Source organism: Streptomyces sp. NPDC012637 (assembly GCF_042954805.1).
In the GTDB taxonomy this organism is placed as follows: domain Bacteria; phylum Actinomycetota; class Actinomycetes; order Streptomycetales; family Streptomycetaceae; genus Streptomyces.
The window spans coordinates 782,895-808,778 of sequence record NZ_JBIBDS010000001.1; the positions used below are offsets into that span (position 1 = coordinate 782,895).

The 25,884-nt window shown below is 73.2% G+C and carries 23 protein-coding genes and 1 pseudogene; 12 read left to right on the forward strand and 12 right to left on the reverse strand.

Annotation, left to right across the window (positions count from 1 at the left end; genetic code table 11):
- Positions 1–205 precede the first annotated feature (205 nt).
- The 3 genes and pseudogenes from ACFY8W_RS03545 to ACFY8W_RS03555 form a co-directional block, all read right to left on the reverse strand.
- Positions 206–997 (reverse strand): annotated as a pseudogene (locus ACFY8W_RS03545) (lysophospholipid acyltransferase family protein); the annotation flags it as partial.
- On the reverse strand, positions 994–1,830 hold the full coding sequence (locus ACFY8W_RS03550) for a GNAT family N-acyltransferase (RefSeq protein ID WP_391099674.1): 837 nt from the start codon (positions 1,828–1,830) through the stop codon (positions 994–996). The pseudogene ACFY8W_RS03545 and the gene ACFY8W_RS03550, both read right to left, overlap by 4 nt.
- 300 nt (positions 1,831–2,130) lie before the next feature.
- Positions 2,131–3,378, reverse strand: a complete 1,248-nt coding sequence (locus ACFY8W_RS03555; RefSeq protein WP_391099677.1) for an extracellular solute-binding protein — start codon at positions 3,376–3,378, stop codon at positions 2,131–2,133.
- Between the two features lie 240 nt (positions 3,379–3,618).
- On the opposite strand from ACFY8W_RS03555, the gene ACFY8W_RS03560 reads away from it, so the two are divergent.
- On the forward strand, positions 3,619–3,834 hold the full coding sequence (locus tag ACFY8W_RS03560) for a dodecin (protein WP_391099679.1): 216 nt from the start codon (positions 3,619–3,621) through the stop codon (positions 3,832–3,834).
- A 329-nt stretch (positions 3,835–4,163) separates the two neighbouring features.
- On the opposite strand, the gene ACFY8W_RS03565 is transcribed toward ACFY8W_RS03560, so the two are convergent.
- Positions 4,164–4,652 carry a hypothetical protein gene (locus tag ACFY8W_RS03565; RefSeq protein ID WP_391099681.1) on the reverse strand — a complete coding sequence of 163 codons (489 nt, stop codon included), beginning with the start codon at positions 4,650–4,652 and terminating at the stop codon, positions 4,164–4,166.
- Positions 4,653–4,782: 130 nt separating this feature from the next.
- On the opposite strand from ACFY8W_RS03565, the gene ACFY8W_RS03570 reads away from it, so the two are divergent.
- Positions 4,783–7,167, forward strand: coding sequence for an ATP-binding cassette domain-containing protein (locus ACFY8W_RS03570; protein ID WP_391099683.1), 2,385 nt, complete (start codon positions 4,783–4,785; stop codon positions 7,165–7,167).
- A gap of 18 nt (positions 7,168–7,185) precedes the next feature.
- On the opposite strand, the gene ACFY8W_RS03575 is transcribed toward ACFY8W_RS03570, so the two are convergent.
- Positions 7,186–7,740: a YceI family protein gene (locus tag ACFY8W_RS03575; protein WP_391099685.1), complete on the reverse strand. Its 555-nt coding sequence runs from the start codon at positions 7,738–7,740 to the stop codon at positions 7,186–7,188.
- Positions 7,741–7,856: 116 nt separating this feature from the next.
- Here ACFY8W_RS03575 and ACFY8W_RS03580 point away from each other — a divergent pair, with 116 nt between their 5' ends.
- The 5 genes from ACFY8W_RS03580 (at position 7,857) to ACFY8W_RS03600 (ending at position 13,064) form a co-directional block, all read left to right on the forward strand.
- Positions 7,857–8,711: a helix-turn-helix domain-containing protein gene (locus ACFY8W_RS03580; RefSeq protein WP_391099687.1), complete on the forward strand. Its 855-nt coding sequence runs from the start codon at positions 7,857–7,859 to the stop codon at positions 8,709–8,711.
- Between the two features lie 197 nt (positions 8,712–8,908).
- The gene (locus ACFY8W_RS03585) at positions 8,909–9,742 is read left to right on the forward strand and encodes a type II CAAX prenyl endopeptidase Rce1 family protein (RefSeq protein ID WP_391099689.1); all 834 of its coding nucleotides are present in this window, start codon (positions 8,909–8,911) and stop codon (positions 9,740–9,742) included.
- A 25-nt stretch (positions 9,743–9,767) separates the two neighbouring features.
- The gene (locus ACFY8W_RS03590) at positions 9,768–11,012 is read left to right on the forward strand and encodes a histidine kinase (RefSeq protein WP_391101691.1); all 1,245 of its coding nucleotides are present in this window, start codon (positions 9,768–9,770) and stop codon (positions 11,010–11,012) included.
- The gene (locus ACFY8W_RS03595; protein WP_391099692.1) at positions 10,964–11,608 is read left to right on the forward strand and encodes a response regulator; all 645 of its coding nucleotides are present in this window, start codon (positions 10,964–10,966) and stop codon (positions 11,606–11,608) included. Before ACFY8W_RS03590 ends, ACFY8W_RS03595 begins: the two co-directional genes overlap by 49 nt.
- Before the next feature lie 85 nt (positions 11,609–11,693).
- A complete protein-coding gene (locus ACFY8W_RS03600; protein WP_391099694.1) occupies positions 11,694–13,064 on the forward strand; it encodes a pyridoxal-dependent decarboxylase in 1,371 nt (456 codons plus the stop codon).
- Between the two features lie 95 nt (positions 13,065–13,159).
- Here the strand turns inward: ACFY8W_RS03600 and ACFY8W_RS03605 are convergent, their stop codons facing one another.
- The 4 genes from ACFY8W_RS03605 to ACFY8W_RS03620 all read right to left on the reverse strand — a co-directional run bounded on the left by ACFY8W_RS03605 (position 13,160) and on the right by ACFY8W_RS03620 (position 17,485).
- A complete protein-coding gene (locus ACFY8W_RS03605) occupies positions 13,160–13,993 on the reverse strand; it encodes a class II glutamine amidotransferase (RefSeq protein WP_391099697.1) in 834 nt (277 codons plus the stop codon).
- Positions 13,994–14,068: 75 nt separating this feature from the next.
- On the reverse strand, positions 14,069–14,818 hold the full coding sequence (locus ACFY8W_RS03610; protein WP_391099699.1) for a succinate dehydrogenase/fumarate reductase iron-sulfur subunit: 750 nt from the start codon (positions 14,816–14,818) through the stop codon (positions 14,069–14,071).
- Entirely contained in the window at positions 14,815–16,758 is a 1,944-nt protein-coding gene (locus ACFY8W_RS03615) for a fumarate reductase/succinate dehydrogenase flavoprotein subunit (RefSeq protein WP_391099700.1), read from the reverse strand. Before ACFY8W_RS03615 ends, ACFY8W_RS03610 begins: the two co-directional genes overlap by 4 nt.
- Before the next feature lies 1 nt (position 16,759).
- Entirely contained in the window at positions 16,760–17,485 is a 726-nt protein-coding gene (locus ACFY8W_RS03620; RefSeq protein ID WP_391099702.1) for a succinate dehydrogenase, read from the reverse strand.
- Positions 17,486–17,580: 95 nt separating this feature from the next.
- On the opposite strand from ACFY8W_RS03620, the gene ACFY8W_RS03625 reads away from it, so the two are divergent.
- A complete protein-coding gene (locus ACFY8W_RS03625; RefSeq protein ID WP_391099705.1) occupies positions 17,581–18,507 on the forward strand; it encodes a LysR substrate-binding domain-containing protein in 927 nt (308 codons plus the stop codon).
- A 7-nt stretch (positions 18,508–18,514) separates the two neighbouring features.
- On the opposite strand, the gene ACFY8W_RS03630 is transcribed toward ACFY8W_RS03625, so the two are convergent.
- Both ACFY8W_RS03630 and ACFY8W_RS03635 read right to left on the reverse strand, forming a co-directional pair.
- Positions 18,515–20,692 carry an EAL domain-containing protein gene (locus ACFY8W_RS03630; RefSeq protein ID WP_391099707.1) on the reverse strand — a complete coding sequence of 726 codons (2,178 nt, stop codon included), beginning with the start codon at positions 20,690–20,692 and terminating at the stop codon, positions 18,515–18,517.
- Positions 20,689–21,501: an SAM-dependent methyltransferase gene (locus ACFY8W_RS03635; protein WP_391099710.1), complete on the reverse strand. Its 813-nt coding sequence runs from the start codon at positions 21,499–21,501 to the stop codon at positions 20,689–20,691. Before ACFY8W_RS03635 ends, ACFY8W_RS03630 begins: the two co-directional genes overlap by 4 nt.
- 505 nt (positions 21,502–22,006) lie before the next feature.
- On the opposite strand from ACFY8W_RS03635, the gene ACFY8W_RS03640 reads away from it, so the two are divergent.
- The 3 genes from ACFY8W_RS03640 to ACFY8W_RS03650 all read left to right on the forward strand — a co-directional run bounded on the left by ACFY8W_RS03640 (position 22,007) and on the right by ACFY8W_RS03650 (position 24,129).
- Positions 22,007–22,612 (forward strand): hypothetical protein, encoded by a 606-nt coding sequence (locus tag ACFY8W_RS03640; protein WP_391099713.1) that lies wholly within the window; start codon positions 22,007–22,009, stop codon positions 22,610–22,612.
- 24 nt (positions 22,613–22,636) lie between these two features.
- Positions 22,637–23,401 carry a hypothetical protein gene (locus ACFY8W_RS03645; protein ID WP_391099715.1) on the forward strand — a complete coding sequence of 255 codons (765 nt, stop codon included), beginning with the start codon at positions 22,637–22,639 and terminating at the stop codon, positions 23,399–23,401.
- A gap of 167 nt (positions 23,402–23,568) precedes the next feature.
- Positions 23,569–24,129 (forward strand): hypothetical protein, encoded by a 561-nt coding sequence (locus tag ACFY8W_RS03650; protein WP_391099717.1) that lies wholly within the window; start codon positions 23,569–23,571, stop codon positions 24,127–24,129.
- Between the two features lie 125 nt (positions 24,130–24,254).
- Here ACFY8W_RS03650 and ACFY8W_RS03655 read toward each other — a convergent pair whose 3' ends face one another.
- A complete protein-coding gene (locus tag ACFY8W_RS03655) occupies positions 24,255–24,782 on the reverse strand; it encodes a hypothetical protein (protein ID WP_391099719.1) in 528 nt (175 codons plus the stop codon).
- Between the two features lie 392 nt (positions 24,783–25,174).
- Between ACFY8W_RS03655 and ACFY8W_RS03660 the strand changes: the two genes are divergently transcribed.
- Positions 25,175–25,834, forward strand: coding sequence for a class F sortase (locus ACFY8W_RS03660; protein WP_391099722.1), 660 nt, complete (start codon positions 25,175–25,177; stop codon positions 25,832–25,834).
- The last annotated feature ends 50 nt before the right edge of the window (positions 25,835–25,884 follow it).

Genomic DNA, 25,884 nt, shown 5'->3' on the forward strand with positions numbered 1-25,884 from the left:
TGGTGGCGGTCGCCTTGACGGGCTCCGTGACCCTCGTCCCGGCCGTCGTCGTGACCGTCGCCTTGACGGGCTCCGTGACCCTCGTCCCGGCCGTCGTCGTGACCGTCGCCTTGACGGGCTCCGTGACCCTCGTCCCGGCCGTCGTCGTGGCGGGATCCGTGACCCTCGTCCCGGCCGTCGTCGTGACCGTCGTCGTGTTCAGGGCGACGGCCGCCTCGGCGGCACGGGCGAGGGAGCGCCGGTCCGTGCCGGGCGCCGTGGAAAGCGGGTCCAGGACGCGGAGTTCGGCGACGAGACCCGGCGTCGTCGCGATCCGCCACAGCGAGGCGCCGAGGGTGTCCGCGCCGACGAAACCGGCGGGGCCGACGGGCCGGTAGTCGATCCGTAGCGGCTGGATGCCGGCTCCGCCGTCGAGCGCGGCCTGGAAGGCGGCGGGGCGGAAGGCCCCGCGGGCCCGCCCGCACCATGTGGAGCCTTCCGGGAACACGGTCACCCGGCCGCCCGCGGCGAGGGCGGCGGCCATGGTGGCCACGGTCGCGGGCAGGCTCTTGATCCGGTCGCGGTCGATGAAGACGGTGCCGCCGAGCGCGGCGAGCGGGCCGAGCACGGGCCAGCCGCGCACCTCGCGCTTGGCCAGCATGCGGCCCGGCAGCACGGCCGCGATCAGCGGTATGTCCAACCACGAGATGTGGTTGGCGACCACGAGGAGCGGCCCGGGGCCCGGCACCGGCCGGCCGGTGACCCGGATCCGTACCCCGAAGCCCCGCAGCACGGCCCGGCACCAGAGGCGGACGAGGAGGAGCCGCCCGGCGGCGGGCAGCGGGGCCGCGAGCGGGGAGAGCAGGACCCCGAGGAGCACGGCGGCGAGCCCGGCGGTCAGCCGGAGCACACCTGCCGCGGTGCCGCCGCGCCGGGCGGCGGCACCGGGGTGGGCGGCGCACCGGCCGGGTGTGCAGGGCGCCGTGGGGAGCCACGGCGAGACGGCCGCGGCGTTCACCGGGCCGGGGCGAGCGAGAGGAAGTGCCGCAGGTAGCGCGGGTTGGTGCGGCGCAGCGAGAGCAGCACGTAGAGGTCGGCCACGCCGAAGTCCGGGTCGTGGGCGGGGGCGCCACAGACCCAGGCGCCGAGCCGGATGTAGCCGCGGAGCAGTGGCGGCAGCTCCGCGCGGCTGCCGCCGCCGGCGGCGGCCGGGGGGACGCCCTCGGGGGTCCAGAGCCGGTGCGGGGTGACCCAGTACTCCTCGGGGGCGAGGTGCTTGGTCCTGACGGTGTCCCAGGTGGCGGCGGCGAGCTGCCCGCCGTCGGCGAGCGGCACGGAGCAGCAGCCGGCCAGCCAGTTGTGTCCGGTGCGGGTCATGTAGCGGGCGAGGCCCGCCCAGACGAGGGCGATGACGGCGCCGTTGCGGTGGGCGGGGTGGACGCAGGAGCGGCCGACCTCGACCAGGTCGTGGCGGATCGGGTCGAGCCGGCTGAGGTCGAACTCGGTCTCGGAGTAGAGCCGCCCGGCGACGGCGGCGCGCTCGGGCGGCAGCACCCGGTAGGTGCCGACGACCTCGCCGGTGTCCTCCTGGCGTACGAGGAGGTGGTCGCAGTACGCGTCGAAGGCGTCGCTGTCGAGGCCGGGCTCGGGCCCGTCGAGGCGGGCGCCCATCTCGCCGGCGAACACCAGGTGGCGCAGCCGCTGGGCGGCCCGGACGTCCTCCTGGTCCCGGGCCAGGCCCACCACGTACCGGGGCTGCGGCTCGCCGCCGGTCCCCGGCTGGGGCGGGACGGCGGAGAGGGTCCCGGCCGACGGTTCGGCGACGGGCTGGGCGAGGGGAACGGCGGCCATGTCGGGCTCCTCCGGCGGTACGGAAGGGACATTCGGAGCCGGGCCGTGCGAGCGGTGGCCCGGCTCCTTGTTTCTTCCGTGACCGGCTGGATTCGACGTGACCGTCCGTGGGCCGGTTGGTGTGGAGGGGCTGAATGGTGGGCGGACCCAGGGCCGGGGCGGGGCTGGGGATCGGAGGTCGGCCGACGGGAGACGGGACGTCGTAAGTCGGCCTCGGGAGGTCGTAAGTCGGCGTCGGGAGAGGAGTGGGCGGAGGTCGGCGGCGGGAGAGGAGTGGTGGTAGGTCAGGGTCGTGACGCCCTACTCGGCGAGTGTGTCGGTGATCTCCTCGGAGGCGTCCCGGGCGGCCTGCTGCGGGTCCTCGCCGGAGAGCACGGCGGTCATGTAGGGCTTGATCGGGTTGTCGGCCTCGACGTCGGCCCACTGGGGCGAGTTGGGCGTGGCCCGGCCGCGGGCGGCGGCGGCCGCCATGGTGGCGGTGGCCTCCTGGCCGGCCACGACCGAGGCGAGGGAGGTCTTGTTGGGCACGTAGTTCATGGCGCGGGCGAGTTCGCCCTGCCACTTCTCGCCGGCGAGGGCCTTGACGACGTCGAGGGCGGCGCCGCGTTCGGGTGCGTTCTCCGGGATGATGAGGTCGGAGCCGCCGGTGAAGACGACGCAGGGCCGGCCGGCCTTCCTGCCGGGGATGGGGAAGTAGCCCAGCTTGTCCTTGAGCGCCGGGTTGGCCTTGGTGATGGCCGGGACGACGCTGGGCGGGGCGATGATCTGGGCGACGTCCCCCCGCGCGAACACCTCGGCCTGCGGCGGGTTCTGTTCGTCGGCGTTCTTGGGTCCCTTGCCGAGGGCCTGGAGCCGCTTGTAGACGTCCATGCCGCGCAGGGCGGCCGGGGTGTCGAGCGCACCGGCCCACACGCCGCCCTTGTCGACGGCGAGGTCCCCGCCCTCGTCCCAGATGAAGCCGGACAGCGTGTACCAGTCCTGTCCGGCGAGGTAGATGCCCTGGTTGCCCCCGTCGTTGAGCTTCTCCGTGTCGTCGAGCCACTCGTCGCGGCTCTTCGGCGGCTCGATGCCGGCCTCGGCGAAGAGCTCCTTGTTGTAGATGACGATGCGGCTGGCCGCGTACCAGGGAATGCCGTACTGGGCGCCGTCGATGCTGCCGGGCTCGGCGAGACCGGGGAGCCAGTCCTCGCTGCCGAGGTCGCGGACGGACTCCAGGGTGAGGTCGTAGAGCTTGTCGGTCTCGGCGTACTGGGCGACCTGGGTGTTGCCGACCTCGATGACGTCGGGGCCGCCGGGGCCCTCGATCGCCTCGGTGACCTTCTTCCCGATGCCGGTCCAGTCCTGGATCGTGACGTTCAGTTCGACGCCGTCGTGCTCGGCCTCGAAGGAGTCCGTGAACCGCTGGAGGAAGTCGTCGCTGACGCTGTCGCGCATCAGCCACACGTTGACCGTGCGGGTCTTGTTCCCGCCGCCCGGAAGGAGCCCGCAGCCGGCGAGGGCGAGGGCGGAGACGAGTGCCAGCGGACAGACGAGACGGCGGTTCTTCACGTAGGTCACCTTCTGCGGGGGAGGTTGCCGACCCGACGTGTGGGGGGACCGAACGGGAGGTTCGCGCGGGTATGTGGCCTGGATTCTGGTCTGGACCAATGCGCATGGTCAAGTCCTTGACTCCCTCGTCCTCGCTCCGCCCCGTACTCGGCCGGCCGGCGGCGGACGTGTCGCGGACCCCGGCCGGGTGGGGCACGGTGGAGGGAACCCACCGAGGGCACCGAGAGGAGTCCGGCTCCCATGTCGAACCACACCTACCGCGTCACCGAGATCGTCGGCACGTCCACCGAGGGCGTCGACCAGGCCATCCGCAACGGCATCGAACGGGCCTCGCAGACCCTGCGCGGCCTCGACTGGTTCGAGGTCACGGAGGTGCGCGGGCATCTCGTGGACGGCGCGATCGAGCACTACCAGGTGGGCCTCAAGGTGGGCTTCCGCCTGGAGGAGGGCGCCTGACGACGCCTCGGCGCCACGCGACCGGGACACCCGCTCGGGTCCACCCCGGACATGGCGCGACTCCGCACCGGCACACCGCGCGAATCCGGCCCGGACAGCCGCGCGAGGCCGGATCGGGATCCACGCGCGTCCACCCCGGACATGCCCGCGAGTCCGGATCGGAATCCGCGCGTGACCACCCCGGACATCCCCGCGAGTCCGTGCCGGCACGCCCCGAGTCCACCCCGACAATCCGCGCGGCTCTGGGCCGGATGTCCGCGCGGCTCTGCGCCGGATGTCCGCGAGGCTCTGCGCCGGATGTCCGCGAGGCTCTCGGCCGCGCGGTCCGCTCAGGTCCGCCCCTCCCCCTCCTGGGCGTCCTTCAGCGCCTGAGACGCCGTCGCCCAGCGGGCCCGCACCACGGTGAAGCCCGCCGCCTCGGCTGCGTCGCAGACCAGCTCGTCGTCGTCGACGAGGACGTGCACCCCGCGTTCGCTCTCCAGGCGGCGCAGCACGTCGAGCTTGGTCTGCCGGGCCGGGCGGAAGTCCCGGTTGCGCCGCATGTGCACGGGCCCCTCCGGGAGCCCGTGCGCGGCGAGCCAGTCGAGGGTGTCCCGGCGGCAGCGCTCGGGCCGCCCGGTGAGGTAGACGACGTCGCACTCCTCCGCGGTACGGAGGCACAGAGCGACGCCCTCCGCGAGCGGCGGGTCCTTCGGCGCGGCGGCGAAGAAGCCGTCCCAGTCGCGGGGCCGCTCCTCCAGGAAGTGCTGCCGGTGGGCGGTCGAGGCGAGGGTGTTGTCGAGGTCGAAGACGGCCACGGGCCTGCGGTGTCGGATCACTCCCCCAGCCTAGGCAGCCGTCCCTTCCCTCCGCCCGCGGCCTCGCGCCGCGCCTTGCCTCCCCTCGGGCCCCGCTCCCCCGCCGTGGCTGACCAGGGCAAACGCGGCAAGCCGGGCCTAGAATCGTCGGATGCGCGACACCGGCACCGACCTGTTTCCCCCTGGCCCCGCCGCACCCCACGACCCGTTCGTGCGGGTGCGGGGTGCTCGTGAGCACAATCTGCGGGGCGTGGACGTCGACATTCCCCGGGACGCGTTGGCCGTGTTCACCGGGGTGTCGGGCTCGGGCAAGTCGTCGCTGGCGTTCGGCACGATCTACGCGGAGGCGCAGCGCCGCTACTTCGAGTCGGTGGCGCCGTACGCGCGGCGGCTGATCCACCAGGTGGGCGCGCCGAAGGTCGGCGAGATCACCGGGCTGCCTCCCGCGGTGTCGCTCGAGCAGCGGCGGGCGGCGCCCAACGCGCGGTCCTCGGTGGGCACCGTGACGACGCTGTCCAACTCGCTGCGGATGCTGTTCTCCCGGGCGGGCAGCTATCCCCCGGGAGCGGAGCGGCTCGACTCCGACGCCTTCTCGCCCAACACCGCCGCCGGGGCCTGCCCGTCCTGCCACGGGCTGGGCCGGGTGCACGGGACGAGCGAGGAACTGCTCGTGCCCGATCCGGCGCTGTCGATCCGGGACGGCGCCATCGCGGCCTGGCCCGGAGCGTGGCAGGGCAAGAACCTGCGGGACGTGCTCGACGCGCTCGGGTACGACGTGGACCGGCCGTGGCGGGAGCTCGACGCGAAGGACCGGGAGTGGATCCTGTTCACGGACGAGCAGCCGGTGGTGACGGTCCACCCGGTGCGCGAGGCGGACCGCATCCAACGCCCGTACCAGGGCACGTACACGAGCGCCCGGCGCTATGTGATGCACACCTTCTCCGACTCGAAGAGCGCGACGCTGCGGGCGAAGGCCGAGCGCTTCCTGACGAGCTCGCCGTGCCCGGTGTGCGGGGGCAGCAGGCTGCGGCCGGAGGCGCTGGCGGTGACGTTCGCGGGCCGCACGATCGCCGAGCTGGCGGCGCTGCCGCTGACCGGGCTGGCGGAGGCGCTGACGGCACACGACGGCTCGGAGACGGCCCGGGTGCTCACCGAGGACCTGGTGGCGCGGATCGCGACCGTGACCGAGCTGGGCCTCGGCTATCTCAGCCTGGACCGGGCGACGCCGACGCTGTCGAACGGGGAGCTGCAGCGGCTGCGGCTCGCCACCCAGCTGCGTTCGGGTCTCTTCGGCGTCGTGTACGTGCTCGACGAGCCGTCGGCGGGACTGCACCCGGCGGACACGGAGGCGCTGCTGGTGGTCCTCGACCGGCTGAAGGCGGCGGGCAACACCGTGTTCGTGGTCGAGCACCACCTGGACGTGGTGCGGCACGCCGACTGGCTGGTGGACGTGGGTCCGGGGGCCGGCGAGCACGGTGGCCGGGTGCTGCACAGCGGGCCTCCCGAGGCGCTCGCGGAGGTGACCGGGTCGACGACCCGCCGTTACCTCTTCGACCGGGCGCCGGTGCCGGAGGGGGCGGTGCGGACGGCCTCCAGGCGGCTGCGCGTCGGCCCGGTGACCCGGCACAATCTGCGCGGCCTGGAGGCCGACTTCCCGCTGGGCGTGCTCACGGCCGTCACGGGAGTGTCGGGCTCGGGCAAGTCGACGCTGGTGGGTGCGCTCACCGAGGCGGCGGAGGAAGCTCCGGGCGTGGCCCGGGTGGTGACGGTCGATCAGAAACCGATCGGGCGCACCCCGCGCTCCAACCTGGCCACGTACACCGGGCTCTTCGACGTCGTGCGCAAGCTGTTCACGGAGACGGAGCAGGCCCGGAAGCGCGGCTACAAGGCGGGGCGGTTCTCGTTCAACGTGCCGGGCGGCCGCTGCGAGACCTGCCAGGGCGAGGGCTTCGTCTCGGTGGAGCTGCTGTTCCTGCCGAGCACGTACGCGCCCTGCCCGGACTGTCACGGGGCCCGCTACAACCCGGAGACGCTCGAAGTGCGGCTGCGGGGGCGGACGATCGCGGAGGTGCTCGACCTGACGGTGGAGGCGGCCGCGGACTTCTTCGCCGGGACCCCGGCGGCGGCCCGTTCCCTGCGCACTCTGCTCGACGTCGGTCTGGGCCATCTGCGGCTCGGCCGGCCGGCGACGGAGCTCTCCGGCGGCGAGGCACAGCGCATCAAGCTGGCCGCAGAGCTGCAGCGGCCGCGCCGCGCGCACACCCTGTACGTCCTGGACGAGCCGACGACCGGCCTGCACCCGGCCGACGTGGAGGTGCTGATGCGCCAGCTGCACGGCCTGGTGGACGGCGGCCACACCGTGGTGGTCGTGGAGCACGACATGGATGTGGTGGCGACCGCCGACCGGGTCCTCGACCTGGGGCCCGGCGGCGGTGACGAGGGCGGCCGGATCGTGGCCGAGGGAACGCCCGCGGAGGTGGCCCGGGCGGCGGGGAGCCGGACCGCGCGCTTCCTCGCGGCCCGGCTCCGGGCGTGAACCGCCCTCTCCCGTCGCTTACTTGGGCTCGACGAACTGGATCTCCAGGCCCACCTTGATCACGTCACCGAGGAATCCGGGCGCGAAGTCGAGCCCGAAGTCGCTGCGCCGGAACTCCCCGGTCGCGTCGAAGCCCGCGTGACGGCTGCCGTCCACCGGGACGTCCACGACGCCGCCGAACTCGACGTCGAAGGTCACGGGCCGGGTCACGTCGCCGATGGTGAGCTCGCCCTCCAGGGTCCAGTCCTCGCCCGCCCCGGCGATCCGGGTCGACCGGAAGGCCATCGTGGGCCGCTTCTCCACGTCGAGCAGGTCGGCGGCGCGGACGTGGGCGTCGCGGTCGGCGTTGCCGGTGTCGATCGAGGCGAGCCGGACGGTCGCGGTGATCGAGGAGTCCTCCAGGGTGTCGCCGACGACGAGTTCGGTGGTGAAGTCGTTGAAGCGGCCGCGGACCTTGGAGATGCCGAGGTGGCGGATGGTGAATCCGACGGAGGAGTGCAGCGGGTCGAAGGTCCAGCGGCCCGGGACGAGCGGAAGGGTGGTGGGAGCGGTGTTCTGCGTCTCAGCGGTCATGGCTCCACGATCACCGCCCGCCGCACGGCGAGGAAGGCCGCGCTCAGGCGGGTAGTGGCGGAGCCTGGTAGTGACAGGGCCACCCTGCGCGGGCCGTCCGCTCGTACGATCGGTGGATGAGCGACAACGAGATCGGGGCCTTCCTGCGCGCGCGCCGCGAGGCACTCTCGCCCGCCGAGGTCGGGCTCCCCGCGGGGCCGCGACGGCGCACTCCGGGGCTCCGCAGGGCGGAGCTGGCGATGCTCGCCGGCATCAGCGTCGAGTACCTGGCCCGCCTGGAGCAGGGCCGCGACCGCAACCCGTCGGCGCAGGTGCTCGGGGCGCTGAGCGACGCGCTGCGGCTGCCGGTCGACGCCCGGGTGCACCTGCGGCGGCTGTCGAAGCTCCAGGGGCACGGTCACATGTGCCAGGCGGCGCCGCCTCCGTCCCGCCAGGTGCGGCCCGCGGTGCGGGCCCTGCTGGACCGGCTCGGCTCGACCCCGGCGGCGGTCGTGAACATGCTGGGCGAGATCGTCGCGTACACCGAGGGCTACGAGCGGCTCGCGGGCCCGCTGGGAATCCTGGACGGGGACCCGCCGAGCCTGCTGCGCTTCGTCTTCACGGATCCGCGGGCCCGGGAGGCGTACCCGGACTGGGACGTGGTCGCCGACCAGCTGGTGGCCGCGATGGCGTACGGCGTGTCCCTGGGCGATCCGCACACGGCGGACCTGGCCCGGGAGCTGACCGTCACGGCGGGGGCTCCGTTCTCGGACCGGCTGACCGCGGGCGGACTGCTGCGCAGCCGTTCGGGGACGGAGCGCGTGGTGCACCCGGAGGCGGGCGAGCTGCGGCTCTCGTACGAGGTGCTCGAACTGGCGGAGACCGACGCCCAGCACGTTCTGGTGCACCTGCCCGCCGACGAGGCGAGTTCAGCGGCCCTGGACCGCCTGGTCGGCCGCCGCCCGGGCACCCTGCGCGCGGTCGGTTCCTGACCCGCCCTCTCCGCCTCTCGGCCCCTCCGACCCGCTCCGCCCCTCCCCCGTCCGCCGCCTCTCCCCCGTCCGTCCCTCTCCACCCCTCCGCCCCGTCGCCCCCTGGCCCCCGTGACTCCCGGCAGGGGTGTACCCAGGTACACCCCTGCCGGGCAGCTGGACGCAGTGACCGCGCCCGCGCCGGACGGAAGAGTCGCATGCGACGGAATCGGACCGGGCGACCGGGCGACGGGGAGGCCGACGGCATGCGGGTGTGGGGAGGGAAGGCGGAGGCCGGGGTGTTCCTCGGCGTCGCCTTCGTGGCGGCGGGGGTTCTGGGGTCGGCGCAGCCGGCGACGGGGATACCGCCGGAAGTGGTGCAGCTGACCCAGTTCGGGCCGGCGGCGGGCGTGCTCGCGGTCGCGCTCCTGTGGCCCGGGCGGATCCGGACGAGGCTCGCGGGGGCGCTGCCCGCTCGTGAGCCGGGGCCGGCGCAAGGCGAACGGAAGCTGTGGCTGCTGCTGACGGCGCCGATGGTCGTCGTCTTCGCCGCCGGCGCGTACGCCTGGGCGCACGGTGACGCGGTCGTCACGGATCCGCGTGCGCTCGGCCATCCGTTCACGCTGGTCGTGGCGGCCCAACTGGTCGGCGCCTGCGGGGAGGAGATCGGCTGGCGGTGCTTCCTCCAGCCGCTGCTGAGCGCACGATTCGGACCGGTGGCGGCGTCACTGCTCGTGGGTCTCGTGTGGGGCGCCTGGCACGTCGGGGTGTTCGCGCAGGATCCGGCGTACGCGGCCGGATTCCTGGTGGCGACGGTCGCGATGTCCCTGGTGCTGGGGCTCGCCCTGGAGCGCGTGCGGGCCGGCCGGCTGTTGCTCGCGGGCGGCTTCCACACCTTGGTGAACCTGGGGATGCTGCTCTTCATGGACGAGGAGTCGGGTGCCGTGCTCCCGATGGTCCTGTTCGGGGCGGCGTGTCTGGCCGCGGCGGTGCCGTGGCTGCTGCGGACACCGGCGGATACGATCACGGCGGCGCGAAGGGGCGCGCCCTGACATGGGGGAACGGTCGGTGAGCGGAATGCGGGAGGCGTGGCGCGCCTTCGGTCGGTGCCAGCTCCTCTCCCTGAGCGCCCTGGTGCTCCCCTGCTACGGCGGACTCGTCGTGGCCGCGCTGCTCCTGCTGCCCGTGGGTCTCGGTTTCCCGCTCCTGCCGTCCGCCGCGGCCGCGCTGCGCCGACGCGCCGACCGCGTGCGGTCCCGTACCGCCTCCTGGTCGTGCCGGGAGCTCGCTCCGCCCGAGCCGCTCCCCCGTACGGCGCGCGCCGTCCTCGGCGACGCGGGCTTCTGGCGGGATCTGCGGTGGGCGTGGCTGGAGCCGGTGACGGGCGGGCTGGTCGTGGCGGTGCCCCTGGCGCTGTTCTGGTACGGCGTCTTCGGCGCCCTCGTCCAGCCTTTCGTGTGGCGGGACTTGGGGGACGGCAACTGGTACGCCTTCGTACCGGTCGGCTCCCCCGGCACCGTGCTGGGCGCGCTGTTCCTCGGCCTCGGTCTCGTCGCCGCGGCACCGTTCACGGCTCCGTGGGCGCTGGCCCGGCACGCCCGCTGGAGCCGGTCGGCGCTCTCGTTGCCGTACACGACCGCGCTGGTCCGCCGGATCGACCGGTTGACCGGCACCCGGGCCGACGCGCACGACTTCCAGGCCGCCGAGCTGCGGCGCATCGAACGGGACCTGCACGACGGGGCGCAGGCACGGCTCGTGGCGCTCGGCATGAGCCTGGAAGCGGCGGACCGGCGGCTCGACGTCGACCCGGACGCGGCCCGTGTGCTGCTCGGCGAGGCGCGGGCGGCGTCGGAGCGCGCCCTGCAGGACCTGCGGGAGCTGGTGCACGGGATCCTGCCGCCGGTGCTCGCCGACCGCGGGCTCGGCGACGCGGTGCGCTCCCTGGCACTCGACAGCTTCCTCGACGTCCGGGTGGACGTCGGACTGCCGCCCGGCCGGCTGCCGGCGGCCGTCGAGTCCGCCGCGTACTTCGCGGTCGCCGAGCTGCTGGCCAACGCGACCAAGCACTCCGGCGCCGCCGAGGTCCGCATCGGACTCGGCCACGCGGACGGCGTGCTCCGGGTGACCGTCGAGGACGACGGCCGTGGCGGTGCGGCGCCGGCCGCGGACGGCGGCGGGCTGCACGGGGTGCGGCGCCGGCTGCGTACCTTCGACGGAAGCCTCGCCCTGGACAGCCCGCCGGGCGGCCCCACCCTCGCGATCCTGGAGATTCCGTGCGCGTCGTCCTCGCCGAAGACCTCTTCCTCCTCCGGGACGGGCTGACTCGCACCCTCCAGGAGCACGGCTGCGAGGTGGTCGCCGCGGTCGACAACGGGCCCGCGCTGGTGCGCGCGCTGCGCGAGGAGCGCCCGGACGTCGCGGTGATCGACATCCGGCTGCCGCCGGACTTCACCGACGAGGGCCTGCGGGCGGCCCTGGAGGCCCGCCGGGAGCGGCCGGGCCTCCCGGTTCTGATCCTGTCGCAGTACGTGGAGCAGTTGTACGCCCAGGAGCTGCTGGCGGGCGGGGAAGGTGCCGTCGGCTACCTCCTGAAGGACCGGGTGACGCACACGGCGCAGTTCGTCGACGCGGTACGGACGGTCGCCGCGGGCGGCACCGTGCTCGACCCGCAGGTCGTGGCCCGGCTGCTGGCCCGCAGCGACGCCCGGGGCGGCACGTCGGCGCTCACCCCGCGCGAGCACGAGGTGCTGAAGCTGATGGCCGAGGGCCGGTCGAACGCGGCCGTCGCCGCCACGCTTCACGTGAGCGAGAGCGCCGTGGCGAAACACACGGCGAGCATCTTCGCGAAGCTGCGGATCGAGGCGTCCCCGGACCACAACCGCCGGGTGCTCGCCGTGCTGGCCCACCTTCGTCGGTGACCGGCTGCGGGGATTCGCTCACACGTCGGGGAGGGTGCCCGGCCATGGCTTGCGCGGTGGCATCCGCGGGCCCATGGTCGGAGGTATGGACCCGCGTGAGGCGGCGCTCCGACAGGCGTACGGCCATGCCGTCCGGTGGCTGGCGAGCCTGCCCGACCGCCGGGTTCCGGCCCGCGCCGACGTCGACGAGATCGTGCGCGCCCTCGGTGCGGACCTGCCCGACGGTCCCGGCAGACCCGCCGACGTCGTCGACCTCCTGGCCACGGCCTGCGAACCGGGGCTCACGGCCTTCCCCAGCGGACGCTTCTACGGCTTCGTGGTCGGCGGCACCGAACCGGCCGCGCTGGCCGCCGACTGGCTGGTCAGCGCCTGGGACCAGAACTGCGTGATGCGCACGGTCTCCCCCGCGTACACGGCGGCGGAGGACCTCGCCGGCACGTGGCTGCTCGATCTGCTCGGCCTGCCGGCCGACAGCTCCGTCGGCTTCACCACGGGCGCGACGATGGCGAACTTCACGTGCCTCGCGGCCGGCCGCGACGAGGTGCTGCGACGCGCCGGCTGGAACGCGGCCCGCGACGGCCTCAACGGCGGCCCTGCCGTACGCGTCCTCGCCGGCGAGTCGCGGCACATGGCCGTCGACCTGGCGCTGCGCTACCTCGGGCTCGGGAGGCCCGAGCTGGTGACGGCGGACGATCAGGGGCGCATCGTGGCCGAGGCGCTGCGGCACGCGCTGGCGGACGGCGGGCGCGGGCCCGTCATCGTGGTCCTCCAGGCCGGCGACGTCCATTCCGGCGCCTTCGACCCCTTCACCGAGTGCGTCCGGGCGGCGCGCGAGGCGGGCGCGTGGGTGCACGCCGACGGAGCCTTCGGGCTGTGGGCGGCCGCCTCACCGCGGTACGCCCACCTGACGGCGGGCTGCGCGGACGCCGACTCCTGGGCGACGGACGCCCACAAGACGCTGAACGTCCCCTACGACTGCGGGCTCGCGATCGTGCGCGACCCGTCCGCGGTCAGGGCGGCGATGGGCGAACGCGGCGACTACCTGATCCACCATGAACACGGTGACCCCATCGACAAGGTTCCCGAGCTCTCCCGGCGCGGCCGTGCCTTCACCGTGTGGGCCGCGCTCAGGTCCCTCGGCCGGTCGGGGGTGGCCGACCTCGTCGAGCGGCTGTGCCGTCATGCCGGCACGTTCGCGACCGGCATCGCCGGTATCGACGGCGCGACCGTGTTGAACGACGTCGTGTTCACCCAGGTGTGCGCCGAGTTCGGCGGCGACGAGCGCACGGACCGGGTCCTCGCGCGGCTGCTCGACGACGGCACCGCCTGGATCAGCGGCTCCACCTGGCACGGGCGGCGCATCATGCGCATCTCGGTGAGCAACTGGTCGACCACCGACGACGACGTGCGGCGCACGCTCGACGCGATCCGGCGCGCTGCCGGAGCCGCTGGCTAGCTGTATTGCCCTGTGAGGCTGGGGACGCGGCCGACGTGCCCGCCCGGCCCGGCCGGAGTCCCCGCCCGGCAGCGGGGCGCCGCGCGCGGCCCCTGTCAGGCCGCCGCCGGGGCGAAGCGGTGCAGCTCGTCGGTGCCGGGCTGGACGACGCCGTAGCTGTTCTCCGGCACCTCGTTCCAGGCGCCGGGCAGATCGCCGAGGGGCTCGGAGACGATGAGGCGGCTCTCCTCGGACAGGTGCTTCAGGAAGGCGACATCGGGATGGAGTCTGCGCAGCGCCTCCACCCGGCTGCTGTAGAAGAGCGAGCGGGAGGCGCGTGCGCTGGAGTAGCGGAAGGCCCAGACCCGCTCGCCGTCGGTCACGGCGAGGGTCATCTGGAGCGGGAACTCCACGCCGTGTTCACGGCCGACCCGTTCCACGGCCCCCGCCATCCGGGCGACGGCGGCGGGCGGGTCCCGGTCGAGGCCGTACGTGAGGGCCAGGTGGAACATCACCTCGGAGTCCGTCGTGCCCTCGATGTCGGGGAACAGCCGGGGCTCGACGAGCAGGGTGAGGTCCCGGCGCAGAAGGGGGAACCCGGAGATGGCGCCGTTGTGCATGAACATCCACCGCCCGTGCCGGAACGGGTGGCAGTTCGACTGCTGCACCGCCGTCCCGGTCGACGCCCGGATGTGGGCGAAGAAGAGCGCCGACCGGACGTGGTCCGCCAGCTCCCGCAGGTTGCGGTTGTTCCAGGCGGGGCCGACGTCCCGCAGGAGTGCGGGGGTGTCGTTCTCGGGCGAGTACCAGCCGACGCCGAAGCCGTCACCGTTGGTGGTCTCCACCCCCAGCTTGGAGTGCAGGCTCTGGTCGATCAGGGAGTGTTCGGGTTTGTAGAGGATGGTGTCGAGGAGCACGGGCGTCCCCCAGTACGCGAGCCATCGGCACATCCGTGATCACCTGCTCCCGTCCGGTCCTTTCATTCTCGGCCCGCTCGCCGCCGAGCGCCACGCGGCCCCTGCCGGCTACGAGCGGCCTGCCTTCCTCCTGGCCCGCAGCCACTCCTTGTTCATGGCCGCGATCGACGGCAGCGGGATGCCCTTGGGGCAGGCCGTGGCGCACTCCCCGGTGAGGGTGCAGCCGCCGAAGCCCTCGGCGTCCATCCGGGCCACCATGTCGAGGACGCGGGTCTCACGCTCGGGCGCGCCCTGGGGCAGCACGCCGAGGTGGTTGACCTTGGCGGAGGTGAAGAGCATCGCGGAGCCGTTGGGGCAGGCGGCGACGCAGGCGCCGCAGCCGATGCACTCGGCGTGCTCGAAGGCGTGGTCGGCGTCGGCTTTGGGGACCGGGGTGGCGTGTGCCTCGGGCGCGGAGCCGGTGGGGACGCTCACGTAGCCGCCGGCCTGGATGATCCGGTCGAAGGCCGAGCGGTCGACGACCAGGTCTTTGACGACGGGGAAGGCGGCGGCCCGCCAGGGTTCGACGTCGATGGTGTCGCCGTCGCGGAAGGACCGCATGTGCAGCTGGCAGGTGGTGGTGCGCTCGGGGCCGTGGGCGTCGCCGTTGATGACCAGGCTGCACGCGCCGCAGATGCCCTCGCGGCAGTCGTGGTCGAAGGCGACGGGGTCCTCGCCGCGCAGGATGAGTTCTTCGTTGAGGGTGTCCAGCATCTCCAGGAAGGACATGTCGGGCGAGATGCCGTCGACCTCGTAGGTGGCCATGGCGCCCTCGGCGTCCTCGTTCTTCTGGCGCCAGACGCGCAGGTTGAGCCTCATGCGTAGCTCCGCTGGGTGGGGTGGACGTACTCGAAGGTCAGGGCTTCCTTGTGCAGGACGGGTGTGTCCGTCCCGCCGAACTCCCAGGCCGCCGCGTACGCGAACTCCTCGTCGCGGCGCGCGGCTTCGCCGTCCGGCGTCTGGGACTCCTCGCGGAAGTGGCCGCCGCAGGACTCTTCGCGGTGGAGGGCGTCGAGGCACATGAGCTCGGCGAGCTCGAGGTAGTCGACGATCCGGTTGGCCTTCTCCAGGGACTGGTTGAACTCCTCGCCGGTGCCGGGGACCTTGATGCGGCGCCAGAACTCCTCGCGGATCTCGGGGATGCGGCGCAGCGCCTTGCGCAGCCCGGCCTCGGTGCGGGCCATGCCGCAGAACTCCCACATGACCTCGCCGAGTTCGCGGTGGAAGGAGTCGGGCGTGCGGTCGCCGTCGACCGCGAGGAGGAGGTGGAGCCGGTCCTCGGTCTCGGCGAGGACCTCCCGTACGGCGGGGTGCTCGTCGGTGACGGGTTCGCGGTGCGGGTGGCGGGCCAGGTAGTCGTTGATGGTGGCCGGGAGCACGAAGTAGCCGTCGGCGAGGCCCTGCATGAGGGCCGAGGCGCCGAGACGGTTGGCGCCGTGGTCCGAGAAGTTGGCCTCGCCGATGGCGAAGAGCCCGGGGACGGTGGTCTGGAGGTCGTAGTCGACCCAGAGTCCGCCCATCGTGTAGTGCACGGCGGGGTAGATCCGCATCGGGACCTCGTACGGGTTCTCGGCGGTGATCCGCTCGTACATGTCGAAGAGGTTGCCGTACTTCTCCTCGACGCGGGCCCGGCCCATGCGCCGGATGGCGTCGGCGAAGTCGAGGTAGACGCCCTGGCCGCCGGGGCCCACTCCCCTGCCCTCGTCGCAGACGTTCTTCGCGGCGCGGGAGGCGATGTCGCGGGGGACGAGGTTGCCGAAGGAGGGGTAGATGCGCTCCAGGTAGTAGTCGCGCTCGTCCTCGGGGATCTCGTTGGCGGGGCGGTCGTCGCCCTGGGCCCTGGGGACCCAGATGCGGCCGTCGTTGCGCAGCGACTCGCTCATCAGGGTGAGCTTGGACTGGTGGTCGCCGGTGCGCGGGATGCAGGTGGGGTGGATCTGGGTGAAGCAGGGGTTGGCGAAGTACGCGCCGCGCCGGTGGGCCCGCCACACTGCGGTGGCGTTGGAGTTCATGGCGTTGGTGGACAGGTAGAAGACGTTGCCGTAGCCGCCGGTGGCGAGGACGACCGCGTCGGCGTAGTGGGTGGAGATCCGTCCGGTGACGAGGTCGCGGGCGACGATGCCGCGGGCCCGGCCGTCGACCACGATGAGGTCGAGCATCTCGGTGCGCGGGTGCATCTCGACGTTCCCGGCGGCGATCTGCCGGGACAGCGCCTGGTAGGCGCCGAGGAGGAGCTGCTGGCCCGTCTGGCCGCGGGCGTAGAAGGTGCGGGAGACCTGGACGCCGCCGAAGGAGCGGGTGTCGAGGAGGCCGCCGTACTCGCGGGCGAAGGGCACGCCCTGGGCGACGCACTGGTCGATGATCTCGACGGAGATCTGGGCGAGCCGGTGGACGTTGGACTCGCGGGCGCGGAAGTCGCCGCCCTTGACGGTGTCGTAGAACAGCCGGTGGACGGAGTCGCCGTCGTTGCGGTAGTTCTTCGCGGCGTTGATGCCGCCCTGGGCGGCGATCGAGTGGGCGCGGCGCGGCGAGTCCTGGTAGCAGAACTGGACGACCTGGTAGCCCTGTTCGGCGAGGGTGGCGCCGGCGGAGCCGCCGGCGAGGCCGGTGCCGACGACGATGATCCGGTGGCCGCGGCGGTTCGCGGGGTTGACGAGCTTCGCCTGGAAGCGGCGGGTGTCCCAGCGTTCGGCGATCGGCCCTTCGGGGGCCTTGGTGTCGGCGATCGGCTCGCCCAGGCGGTAGTCGTTGGAGGTCATGTCAGCTCACCACTCCGGTCATGACGCCGACGGGTACGGCGATGAAGCCCGCGGTCAGGACGAGCGCGAGGGCGTTGGCCAGGAACTTGAGGGCGCGTTCGCGCCGGGCGTTGCCGATGCCGAGGGTCTGGGCGGCGCTCCAGAACCCGTGCCGGACGTGGAGGCCCACGGCGAGCATGGCGACGATGTAGACGACGTTGCCGTACCAGGTGGAGAAGGTGTCGATGACGTTCTGGTAGGGCCTGCCCTCCTCGAAGCCGCCGGGGTGGACGGTGCCGGTGGTCAGGTCGAGGACGTGCCAGACGATGAACAGGCCGAGGATGATCCCGCCCCAGCGCATGGTGCGGGTGGCGTAGGAGGAGCCCTTGCGCCGGTGGACGTACGCGGTGGGGCGGGCCTTGATGTCGCGCCTGCTGAGCTGGTACGCGGAGACGGCGTGCGCGACGACGGCGGTGAGCAGCACGATGCGGGCGATCCACAGTCCCCACTGGTGGTGCAGGACCGGGGCGCCCATGACGCGCAGCCAGTGGCCGTAGCCGTTGAACTCCTCGGGGCCGAAGAAGACCTTCAGGTTGCCCGTGACGTGGGCGACGAGGTAGGCGAGCATGATCAGGCCGCTCGCGGCCATCACGGTCTTCTTGCCGATGGTCGACGCCCAGAAGCCGCGGGTCGGCGCGGCGGCGGGGGGCCGGGCGGTGTTCCGTCCGGACTTGGTTGCCAGAGCCATGTGAGCGACGGTAGGGGCGAAGGACCCGAGTGGTCCAAGACATGGTTCGGCTGATCTCCATAGGCGGGCCCTATGGAGCCGGGTAGGCTGGGTGCATGCAGTTCCAGCAGCTCCTCTACTTCGTCGCCGTCGCCGAGACCCGCCACTTCACCCGGGCCGCCGAGCGCGTCCACGTCTCGCAGCCCTCGCTCTCCCAGCAGATCAAGGCCCTGGAGCAGGAGCTGGGCGCGGAGCTGTTCAGCCGGGCCCGGGGCAACATCGCCCTCACCGACGCGGGCGAGGCCCTGCTGCCGCTGGCCCGCCGGATCCTCGCCGACACCGACACCGCCCGGCACGAGGTGCAGGAACTGGTGCAGCTCCGGCGGGGCCGGGTGCGGCTCGGGGCGACGCCCAGCCTGTGCACCGGCCTGCTCCCGGACGTGCTGCGCGCCTTCCACGACCTGCACCCGGGGATCAGCCTCCTCATCGAGGAGGGCGGCTCGCACGACCTGGTGCGGGAGCTGGCGCGCGGCGCGCTGGACCTGGCCCTGGTGGTGCTGCCGCTGCCGACGCCCTCGCCGGCCCTGACGACGGTGGAGCTGCTGGCCGAGGACCTGGTGGTGGTGTCCTCGGCCTCGGCGCCCGCGCCGCGCCGGCCGGTGCGCATCGCGGATCTGCGCGACCAGCCGCTCGTGATGTTCCGGCACGGCTACGACCTGCGGGAGCTGACCGTGGCGGCCTGCCGGGCCGAGGGCTTCGAGCCCTCGTTCACGGTCGAGGGCGGCGAGCTGGACGCCGTCCTCGGTTTCGTACGGGCCGGGCTCGGCCTCGCCGTGGTCCCGGCGATGGTGGCCGCCCGGGCGGGCCGCGACCTGCGGGTCACGGCCCTGGCGCGGCCCGGCCTGCGCCGCACGATCGCGCTGGCCCACCGCAGCGACGTGGCGCCGCCGCGGGCGGCCCGCGAGCTCCAGAAGCTCCTCATGGCCTCACGGAGGGGCGCCGCCGGGAAGGCGACGCCCCGGCCGGGCTCCGCCACGGCCTGAGTACTGCCTACACCGCGTCCGCCAGGACCAGCGAGCGGATCCGGTCCGGGGCCCCGGGGCGGGCGTAGTACCAGCCCTGGGCGGTGTCGCAGCCGAGTTCGCGCAGCTGCTGGGCCTGGGCGCCGGTCTCCACGCCCTCGACGGTGACGGCCAGCTCCAGGCTGTGGGCGAGCTGCACGATCCCTTCGACGATCTTGATGTCGACCGGGTCCACCGGGTGCTGCTGCATGCCCTGGGTGAAGGAACGGTCCAGCTTGAGGACGCTCACCGGGAGCCGGCGCAGGTTGGCCAGGTTGGAGTAGCCCGTGCCGAAGTCGTCGAGCGCGATGTCGACGCCCATCTCGGCGAGCTGCCGCAGCGGCTTGAGCAGGTCGTCGTCCGCGCCGATCAGCGCCGACTCCGTCACCTCGAGGCACAGCGCGCCGGGTTCGAGGCCGGAGCGCTCCAGGACGTCGACCGTCTCGGCGACCAGACCGGGGTGGTGCAGCTGGGTCGGCGAGAGGTTGACGTTGATCCGCAGCGGCCCCGTCGCGGGGTGGCCGCCGGGCGCCTCGTCCTGCCAGAAGCGGGCCTGGCGCACGGCCTCCTGGAGCACCCAGCGGCCCAGCGGCACGATCAGACCGGTGTTCTCGGCGAGCGGGATGAACCGGTCGGGGCCGAGCACGCCGTGCTGCGGGTGGCACCACCGGACGAGCGCCTCGGCGCCGTGCACGCTGCCGTCCCCGAGGTGCACCAGCGGCTGGTACTCGATGAAGAACTCGCCGCGCTCCAGGGCGGCGGGCAGCGCGGTGGTCAGCCCGTGCCGCGTGATGGCCCGCGCGTCGGCCTCCTCGTCCGCGTACTCGAAGCGGTTGCCGCCGGCCGACTTGGCCCGGTACATGGTGATGTCGGCACTGCGCAGCACCTCGGCGGCGGTCCGCTCGCCGGCCGGTCCCTCCACGACGCCGACGCTGCCGCGTACCGTCAGTTCGCGGCCGTCGATGCTGATCGGGGTGGCGAGGGCGGCGAGCATCCGGTCGGCGAGCTCGGCGACCTGCCGCTCGCTGCCGGGACCGGTGGTGAGGGCGACGAACTCGTCGCCGCCGAGCCGGGCGACCATCTCGGCGGGCGCGGTGACACAGCTCTGCAGCCGGTCCGCGACCTCGACGAGCAGCCGGTCGCCGGTGGAGTGACCGAGGCTGTCGTTGATCACCTTGAAGCCGTCGAGGTCGAGGTAGGCGAGGCCGAAGCGGCTCTCGCCGCCGGGCAGCAGGGTCTTCTCCAGGCGTTCGAAGAACAGCGTCCGGTTGGGCAGCCCGGTGAGGGCGTCGTGGGTCGCCTCGTACCGCAGCCGCAGGTTGAGCAGCCGCCGTTCGGTGGTGTCCTCCATCAGCGCCAGCTGGTACTGCGGGGCGCCGGCGGCGTCGCGCAGCAGCGAGACGGTGAGGTTGGTCCACAGGACGGTGCCGTCGCCGCGGTAGTACGGCTTCTCGACGCGGTACGACTCGCGCTCGCCGCGCACCAGCTCGTCGTACAGCCGCCAGACGTGGGGGCCGTCCTCGGGGTGGGCCCAGTCGAGGATGTTCTTGCTGGTGACGGTCTGCTCCAGGCCGCCGAACATCCGGGTGAGGGTCTCGTTCACCTCCAGGACGTTGCCGTCGAGGTCGGCGATGCCGATGCCGATCGCGGCGCCGTCGAAGACCGCGCGGAAGCGGCTCTCGGTGGCGTGCAGGGCGAGTTCGGCGGCGCTGCGGGCGGACAGCGCGGAGTGCGCGATGGACTCCTGCTCCGCGAGGGTGCGTTCGCGCAGGGCCTGGGCGAAGCCGGCGGCCATGGCGTGCTGGAGCCGGGAGCAGCGGGCCCGCAGCTCCTCGGCGTCGGTGTCCTGCTCGTCGCCGCAGTACAGCACGAGGTACGCGTCGACGACGCCGAGGCTGCGGGAGAGCGCGTCCGGATCGGTGCAGTGGGCGGCCACCAGGGCCTGGCCCACGCGGTGCGCGGGAGTCGTGTCGAAGGGCCGGGCGTGCAGCGCGTCGCACAGCTCCCGGGCCGGCGGCAGGAGGTGCCGCTCGAACTCCTGACGGGTCATCGAGGTGGCGGTGACCGGGAACACGGCACGGCTCCAGATGGTCACGAACCGCCTGAGTCTGTCCTCCGGTCCGTCGGCGTCGGCGACGGAACCGGCAGGCTGGGACGGCAGCTTCACGCCTTGCGCCCCACCCCTGCGAACCCGGAGAAGGAGTAGGGATCCTCCTCCTCGTCCGGGCTGTCGGGCCGCCACAGCGGCATCGGCACGACGCCCGGTTCGACGATCTCGGTCCCGTCGAGGAAGCGCGTGATCTCCTCGCGGGAGCGCATCACCAGCGGGTTGCGGATGTCGCGGTAGACGCCGACGGCGCCGCCCGCCCGCTCCTCGGTCACCGGGATGCCCTCGTAGGAGGCGTGGGTGAGGACGACGAGGCTGCCGGGTGCCAGCCCGTCCAGGAGCTCGGCGACGGCGGCGTGCGGCTCGTCCGCGTCCTCCAGGAAGTGGAGCACGGCGACGAGCAGCAGGGCCACGGGGCGGGCCGGGTCGAGCAGTTCGCCGACCTCCCGGCTGTGCAGGATCTCGCGGGGCTTGCGCAGGTCGGCGGCGACCACGGCCGAGCGGTCGTCGCCCTCGAGCACGGCGCGGCTGTGGGCGACGGCGACCGGGTCGTGGTCGACGTAGACGACGCGGGCGTCGGGGCTGGCCGCCTGGGCGACCTCGTGCACGTTGCCGAACGTGGGTATGCCGGAGCCGATGTCGAGGAACTGGGTGATGCCGTGGTCCACGGCGTACCGGACGGCGCGGCGCATGAAGGCACGGTTCGCCTGCATGATCTTCGGGAGCCCCGGCAGGAACTCCATGGCCTTGCGGGCCGCTTCCCGGTCCACTTCGAAATTGTGCGAGCCGCCCAGATAGAAGTCGTACATACGGGACACGCTCGGCACCGAAATATCGATACCCGGCGGGGCCCAGGCGGGACGCTCCATCAAAGTCTCCAACAAGTCGCCACGGGGATGCGGCCATGTGTTCGCGGCCTACGTTCGAGCTGAGGCTACTGATCGCCCGCCGAGAGAGCGAGTAGAAACGGAAATTCGCGATCCGTTCTTGGTCACACGCCATTGGCACGTGCTCCGGGTAAGGAAGACTTCACGCCTTCAGGTCGTGCAAATTCACGTGCATATGGCCGTGCGCCGCCCGGACGGGGCTTCCGGCCCAGTCCGGAGGCCGGAACGTCCGGCGAACCCTACCGAACGAGCGGCGACTACTGGCCAGTTCGCCGATTCCGCCCTGGACGGAGCCTCGACGGAATGCTTGATTCCGGCCATTCGTCGTGAATCCCCCGCAACGGCAGGGGCCTTGGCGCGTTGGGCACGCGTGAGACGACAGAGTCGGCGGAAACGTCAAACCACCGCACGCCCAGATCCGCTCCATCCGGGGAATCGGAGGCCGTTCCGGTCCGTCCGGGCCACCCGCGTGACCATGCTGCTCGGCGTGTCTCTCTTGCCTCAGCACGGGTTCTCCCGCTATCGGAAGCGGCTGGCGCGCCCGCTGGCGGCCGGGGCGCTGGTGTGGCTGCTCGCCGCCCCGGCGGCACCCGTGGCCGCCGACGCCTGCGCCTGGGCGTCGACCGGTCCCGGCGGGTCGAGCGGCGTGGCGGTCGCGGGCTCGGGTCCCTGCTTCCCGACCCACCCACCGCACCCCACCCATCCACCGCATCCCACGCACCCGCCGCATCCGCCCCACCCGTCGAAACCGCCCAAGCCGCAGCCGAAGCCGACCCCGAAGCCCCCGCCGAAGCCGAAGCCCCCGGAGCCCCCGCCGCCCGTGCGGACCGCTCCCCCGCCCCGGCCCGCCCCGGCACCGGAGCCCGCGCGGCCGAACCCCGCGCCGCCTCCGCCCGAGCCGGCACCGGAGCCGCGCAGGCCGTCCCCGGCGCCCGCCCCGCGCGCCCGGCCCACCGCCCCGGTCGCCCTGCCGCACTACCGGCGCACGTCCCGGGACAAGCCGAAGAGCTCCCCGAACGTGCTCACCACGACCCTGCTGGTCACCGCCCCCGCAGTGCTCGCGACCGCGATCCTGCGCCCCCGTTCCCGCTGAGACCGTGTCACCGGAGGAAAACCCTTGTCCGAATGGGTAGTTCTCACCATCGCGATGGCCGCCGCGTGCGCCGTCGTGCTGACCATCGTCGTCATCAACCACCGGAGGATCCCCGAGGACGACGACCCCAACGAGACCCCGGACGTCATCGAGTACATGACGATGATGATCGGCGTGGTGTACGCGATCGTCCTCGGCCTCGCCATCGCCGGTGTCTGGGAGGCGCGCAGCGCCGCCCAGGAGACCGTCCGCCAGGAGGCGCAGGCCATGCACGAGATCTCGGAGCGGGTCGAGGTGTACCCGCTCGCCACCCGGGAGCGGATCCGGGCCGACGTCGACGCGTACGTCCGGTACGTGGTCGAGGACGAGTTCCCGTACATGGCGGAGCACGACGCGCTCAGCGAGCGGGGCACGGAGCTCCTGGAGAAGGTGCGCCGCAGCGTGACCGACTACGAGCCCGCCAACGACTTCGAGGGGCAGGCCTACCAGCCGCTGGTCGACCAGGTCGCGGTCGCCGACGACGCCCGCGGGTCCCGCGGGCAGAACGCCGGGCCGACGATGCCGGGCGTGGTGTGGTTCGGGCTCATCATCGGCGCGCTCGTGACGGTGGGCCTGATCTTCACGCTGCAGATCAGGCGCACCGGGCGGGAGGTGCTGCTGGCCGGCCTCTTCAGCGCCCTGATCGCCTTCCTGCTCTTCCTGATCTGGGACTTCGACGCGCCGTTCAGCCGGGGCATCGCGGCCACCTCCGCGCCGTTCGTCGACCTGTTCCCGCAGCTCACGGACTGAGCAGGGGTCCGTGTGCGGTCCGATCGGGTGACCTTGGTGCCCCATTCGCGCGTCTCGGATCGCGGCTGTGATAGAGGGCTCCTAGCGTTTCGGGCATCGAGGCGTATGTCCTGCCTTTTCGCGGATAGCCTTCCGCGGCTACGCCTCGGGGACCCGGAGGATCCACCATGCGCGCGATACGTGCCGCGTCCACCGCTCTGCTGGGGGCGGCCGCCCTCGCCCTGGCCGCCCCCCTCGCCGTCGCCGTCGACGGCGCCCCGGCGCCGAACCCCCGGGCGCCCCGAGCGAAGCAAGTGGGCGATTTCGTCGTCTCCCCCGCGGTCGTCGCCCCCGGCGGCCGGGTCACGCTCAGCGCGCCCGGCTGCGCGAGCACGGCGACGGCCTCGGCCGGCATCTTCGACACCGTCACCATCGCCCCCGGCTCCACGGCCACCGCCACCGTGGACAGCGACGCCAAGACCGGCGCCGTGTACACGGTGTCGTTCAACTGCACCGGAGGCGTGCAGGGCACCGTCGACCTGACCATCACCGGCGGCTCCACGGCGACGCCCACGAGCCGCTCGACCGTGCTCACCACCCCGCGCGGGGTGCAGGGCGGTCTGGGCGGCTCGTTCGACTCCACCGACGCCTGGACCCTCGCGGCCGGCGGCGGCATGGTGCTCGCCTCGGCCGTCGGCCTCGTCCTCGTGATCCGCCGCCGGTCGTCGTCCGACGGCCGGCGCCACTGACGGCGCGGCGGCGTGCCCGCCCGCCGGAGCAGCCCAGGAAGACCCACGGAACGCCCGTCGCCCCCGAGTCCCGGAAAGGACTCGGGGGCGACGGGCGTTGCGGGCCGACCGGGAGGTTCGGCCGGTCAGGCCCCCGCGCCGGACACGCGGCGCCGGCGGGCGATGAACAGGCCCCCGCCCAGCGCGGCGGCGGCCACGAGGCTGCCGCCCACCGCCATCTCCGTGGAGGTCGGGGCGAGCGAGCCGCCGAGGCCGCCCTCCGCACCCTGGCCGGCCAGCACGCGGAACTGCGTCGTGAGCTTGCGGCCGTTGACGCACGTGGCGGTCAGGGTGTGCAGACCGGGCGTGGCGTTGTTGTAGATGCGGACGCTGACAGTGGAGAACCCTTGGTTGGAGCCCGAGAGGGTGCCGGACGGGAAGGCCGCGGACGAGACCGTGCCCGCGGCGCAGTCCCGGGTGGTGACCAGGAGAAGCGCACCCTGGTGGACCGCGAAGGGGGAGACGGTGACGTTGGAGTTGTCGCCACCCTTGGGGGCCTGGAAGGAGCCGACGGTCACGCTGCTGGGCCCGTTGGTGGCGGTGGCGAGGGGGGCAGCGAGCCCGAGCGCCGCGAACGCGGTCGCCGTCACCGCCAGAGTGCGTGCAGCACGCATGGTTGAACCTCCAGTGGAAGGCGCCCCAAAGCGGTGCTCCGGGCGATTCGACGAGTACGCCTTCCGTGACGAACCATCACAAACCAGGAAGACCTTCGCATGTCGGCTTTGGGCCGGTCCGGTGAGGGACGGCACCGGCCGAACGGGTGGGGAATCTGACGGATTCGCAGGTCACACAACGTCAGAACGATGATCTGACGATTACTCGGATGGCAGATCACCCGTTCCGCCCGGGCCGTCGCCCCCGGGCGCCCGTGCGGAAGCCGCGCGAGGAGCCCGCGCCCGGGGCCGCGACCGCGGATCCCCCTCCGGCCACCACCCGTTCGCCCCGCCCGGCGCGCCGGATCGCCCCGGCGCCCTTACCGTTCCCGTGACGCCACCAAGGGAGAACCATGAGCCCCAAGGACTTCAGCCTGTTCGACGCCGCCAGGAGACGCCAGCCCTGGGGCGCCCTGGCTCTCGTCATGCTGTCCGGCCTGGCGATAATGCGCAACGGCGTCGGCCTCGAGTCCGGCCCGCCACAGCCCACCGCGGCCGCGCGGCCGGCGGCCCGACCGGTCGCCCCCGCCCCCACGGCCGCCGCCGTCCCGGAGCTGCCGTTCGCCCCCGCCTCACGCATCAGGATCCCGGCCATCCGGGTGGCGGCCCCGCTCATGGACGTGGGCCTGGACGACAACGGCTGGGTCGCCGCCCCGCCGCCCCAGGAGTCCAACCTCGCCGGCTGGTACCAGAACGGCATCGCGCCGGGCATGCGCGGCACCTCCGTCATCGTGGGGCACGTCGACAACCTGGCGGGGCCCGCGGTGTTCTACGGCCTCGGCTCCTTGCAGCAGGGCCAGCACATCGAGGTCGACCGTTACGACGGCCAGGTGGCCGTGTTCGAGATCTACGGGGTCGAGGTCTTCGCGAAGAACGACTTCCCCGGAGTCCAGGTGTACGGGGACACCGGCCAGCCGGAGCTGCGAGTGATCACGTGCGGCGGCGGCTACTCGCGTGCCCACGGCTACGACGGCAACGTGGTGGTCTTCGCCCGCATGGTCGGCTTCCGCTAGGCGGTCCGCCAGGCGGCGGGCCCCGGCACCTTCCGGGTGCCGGGGCCCGC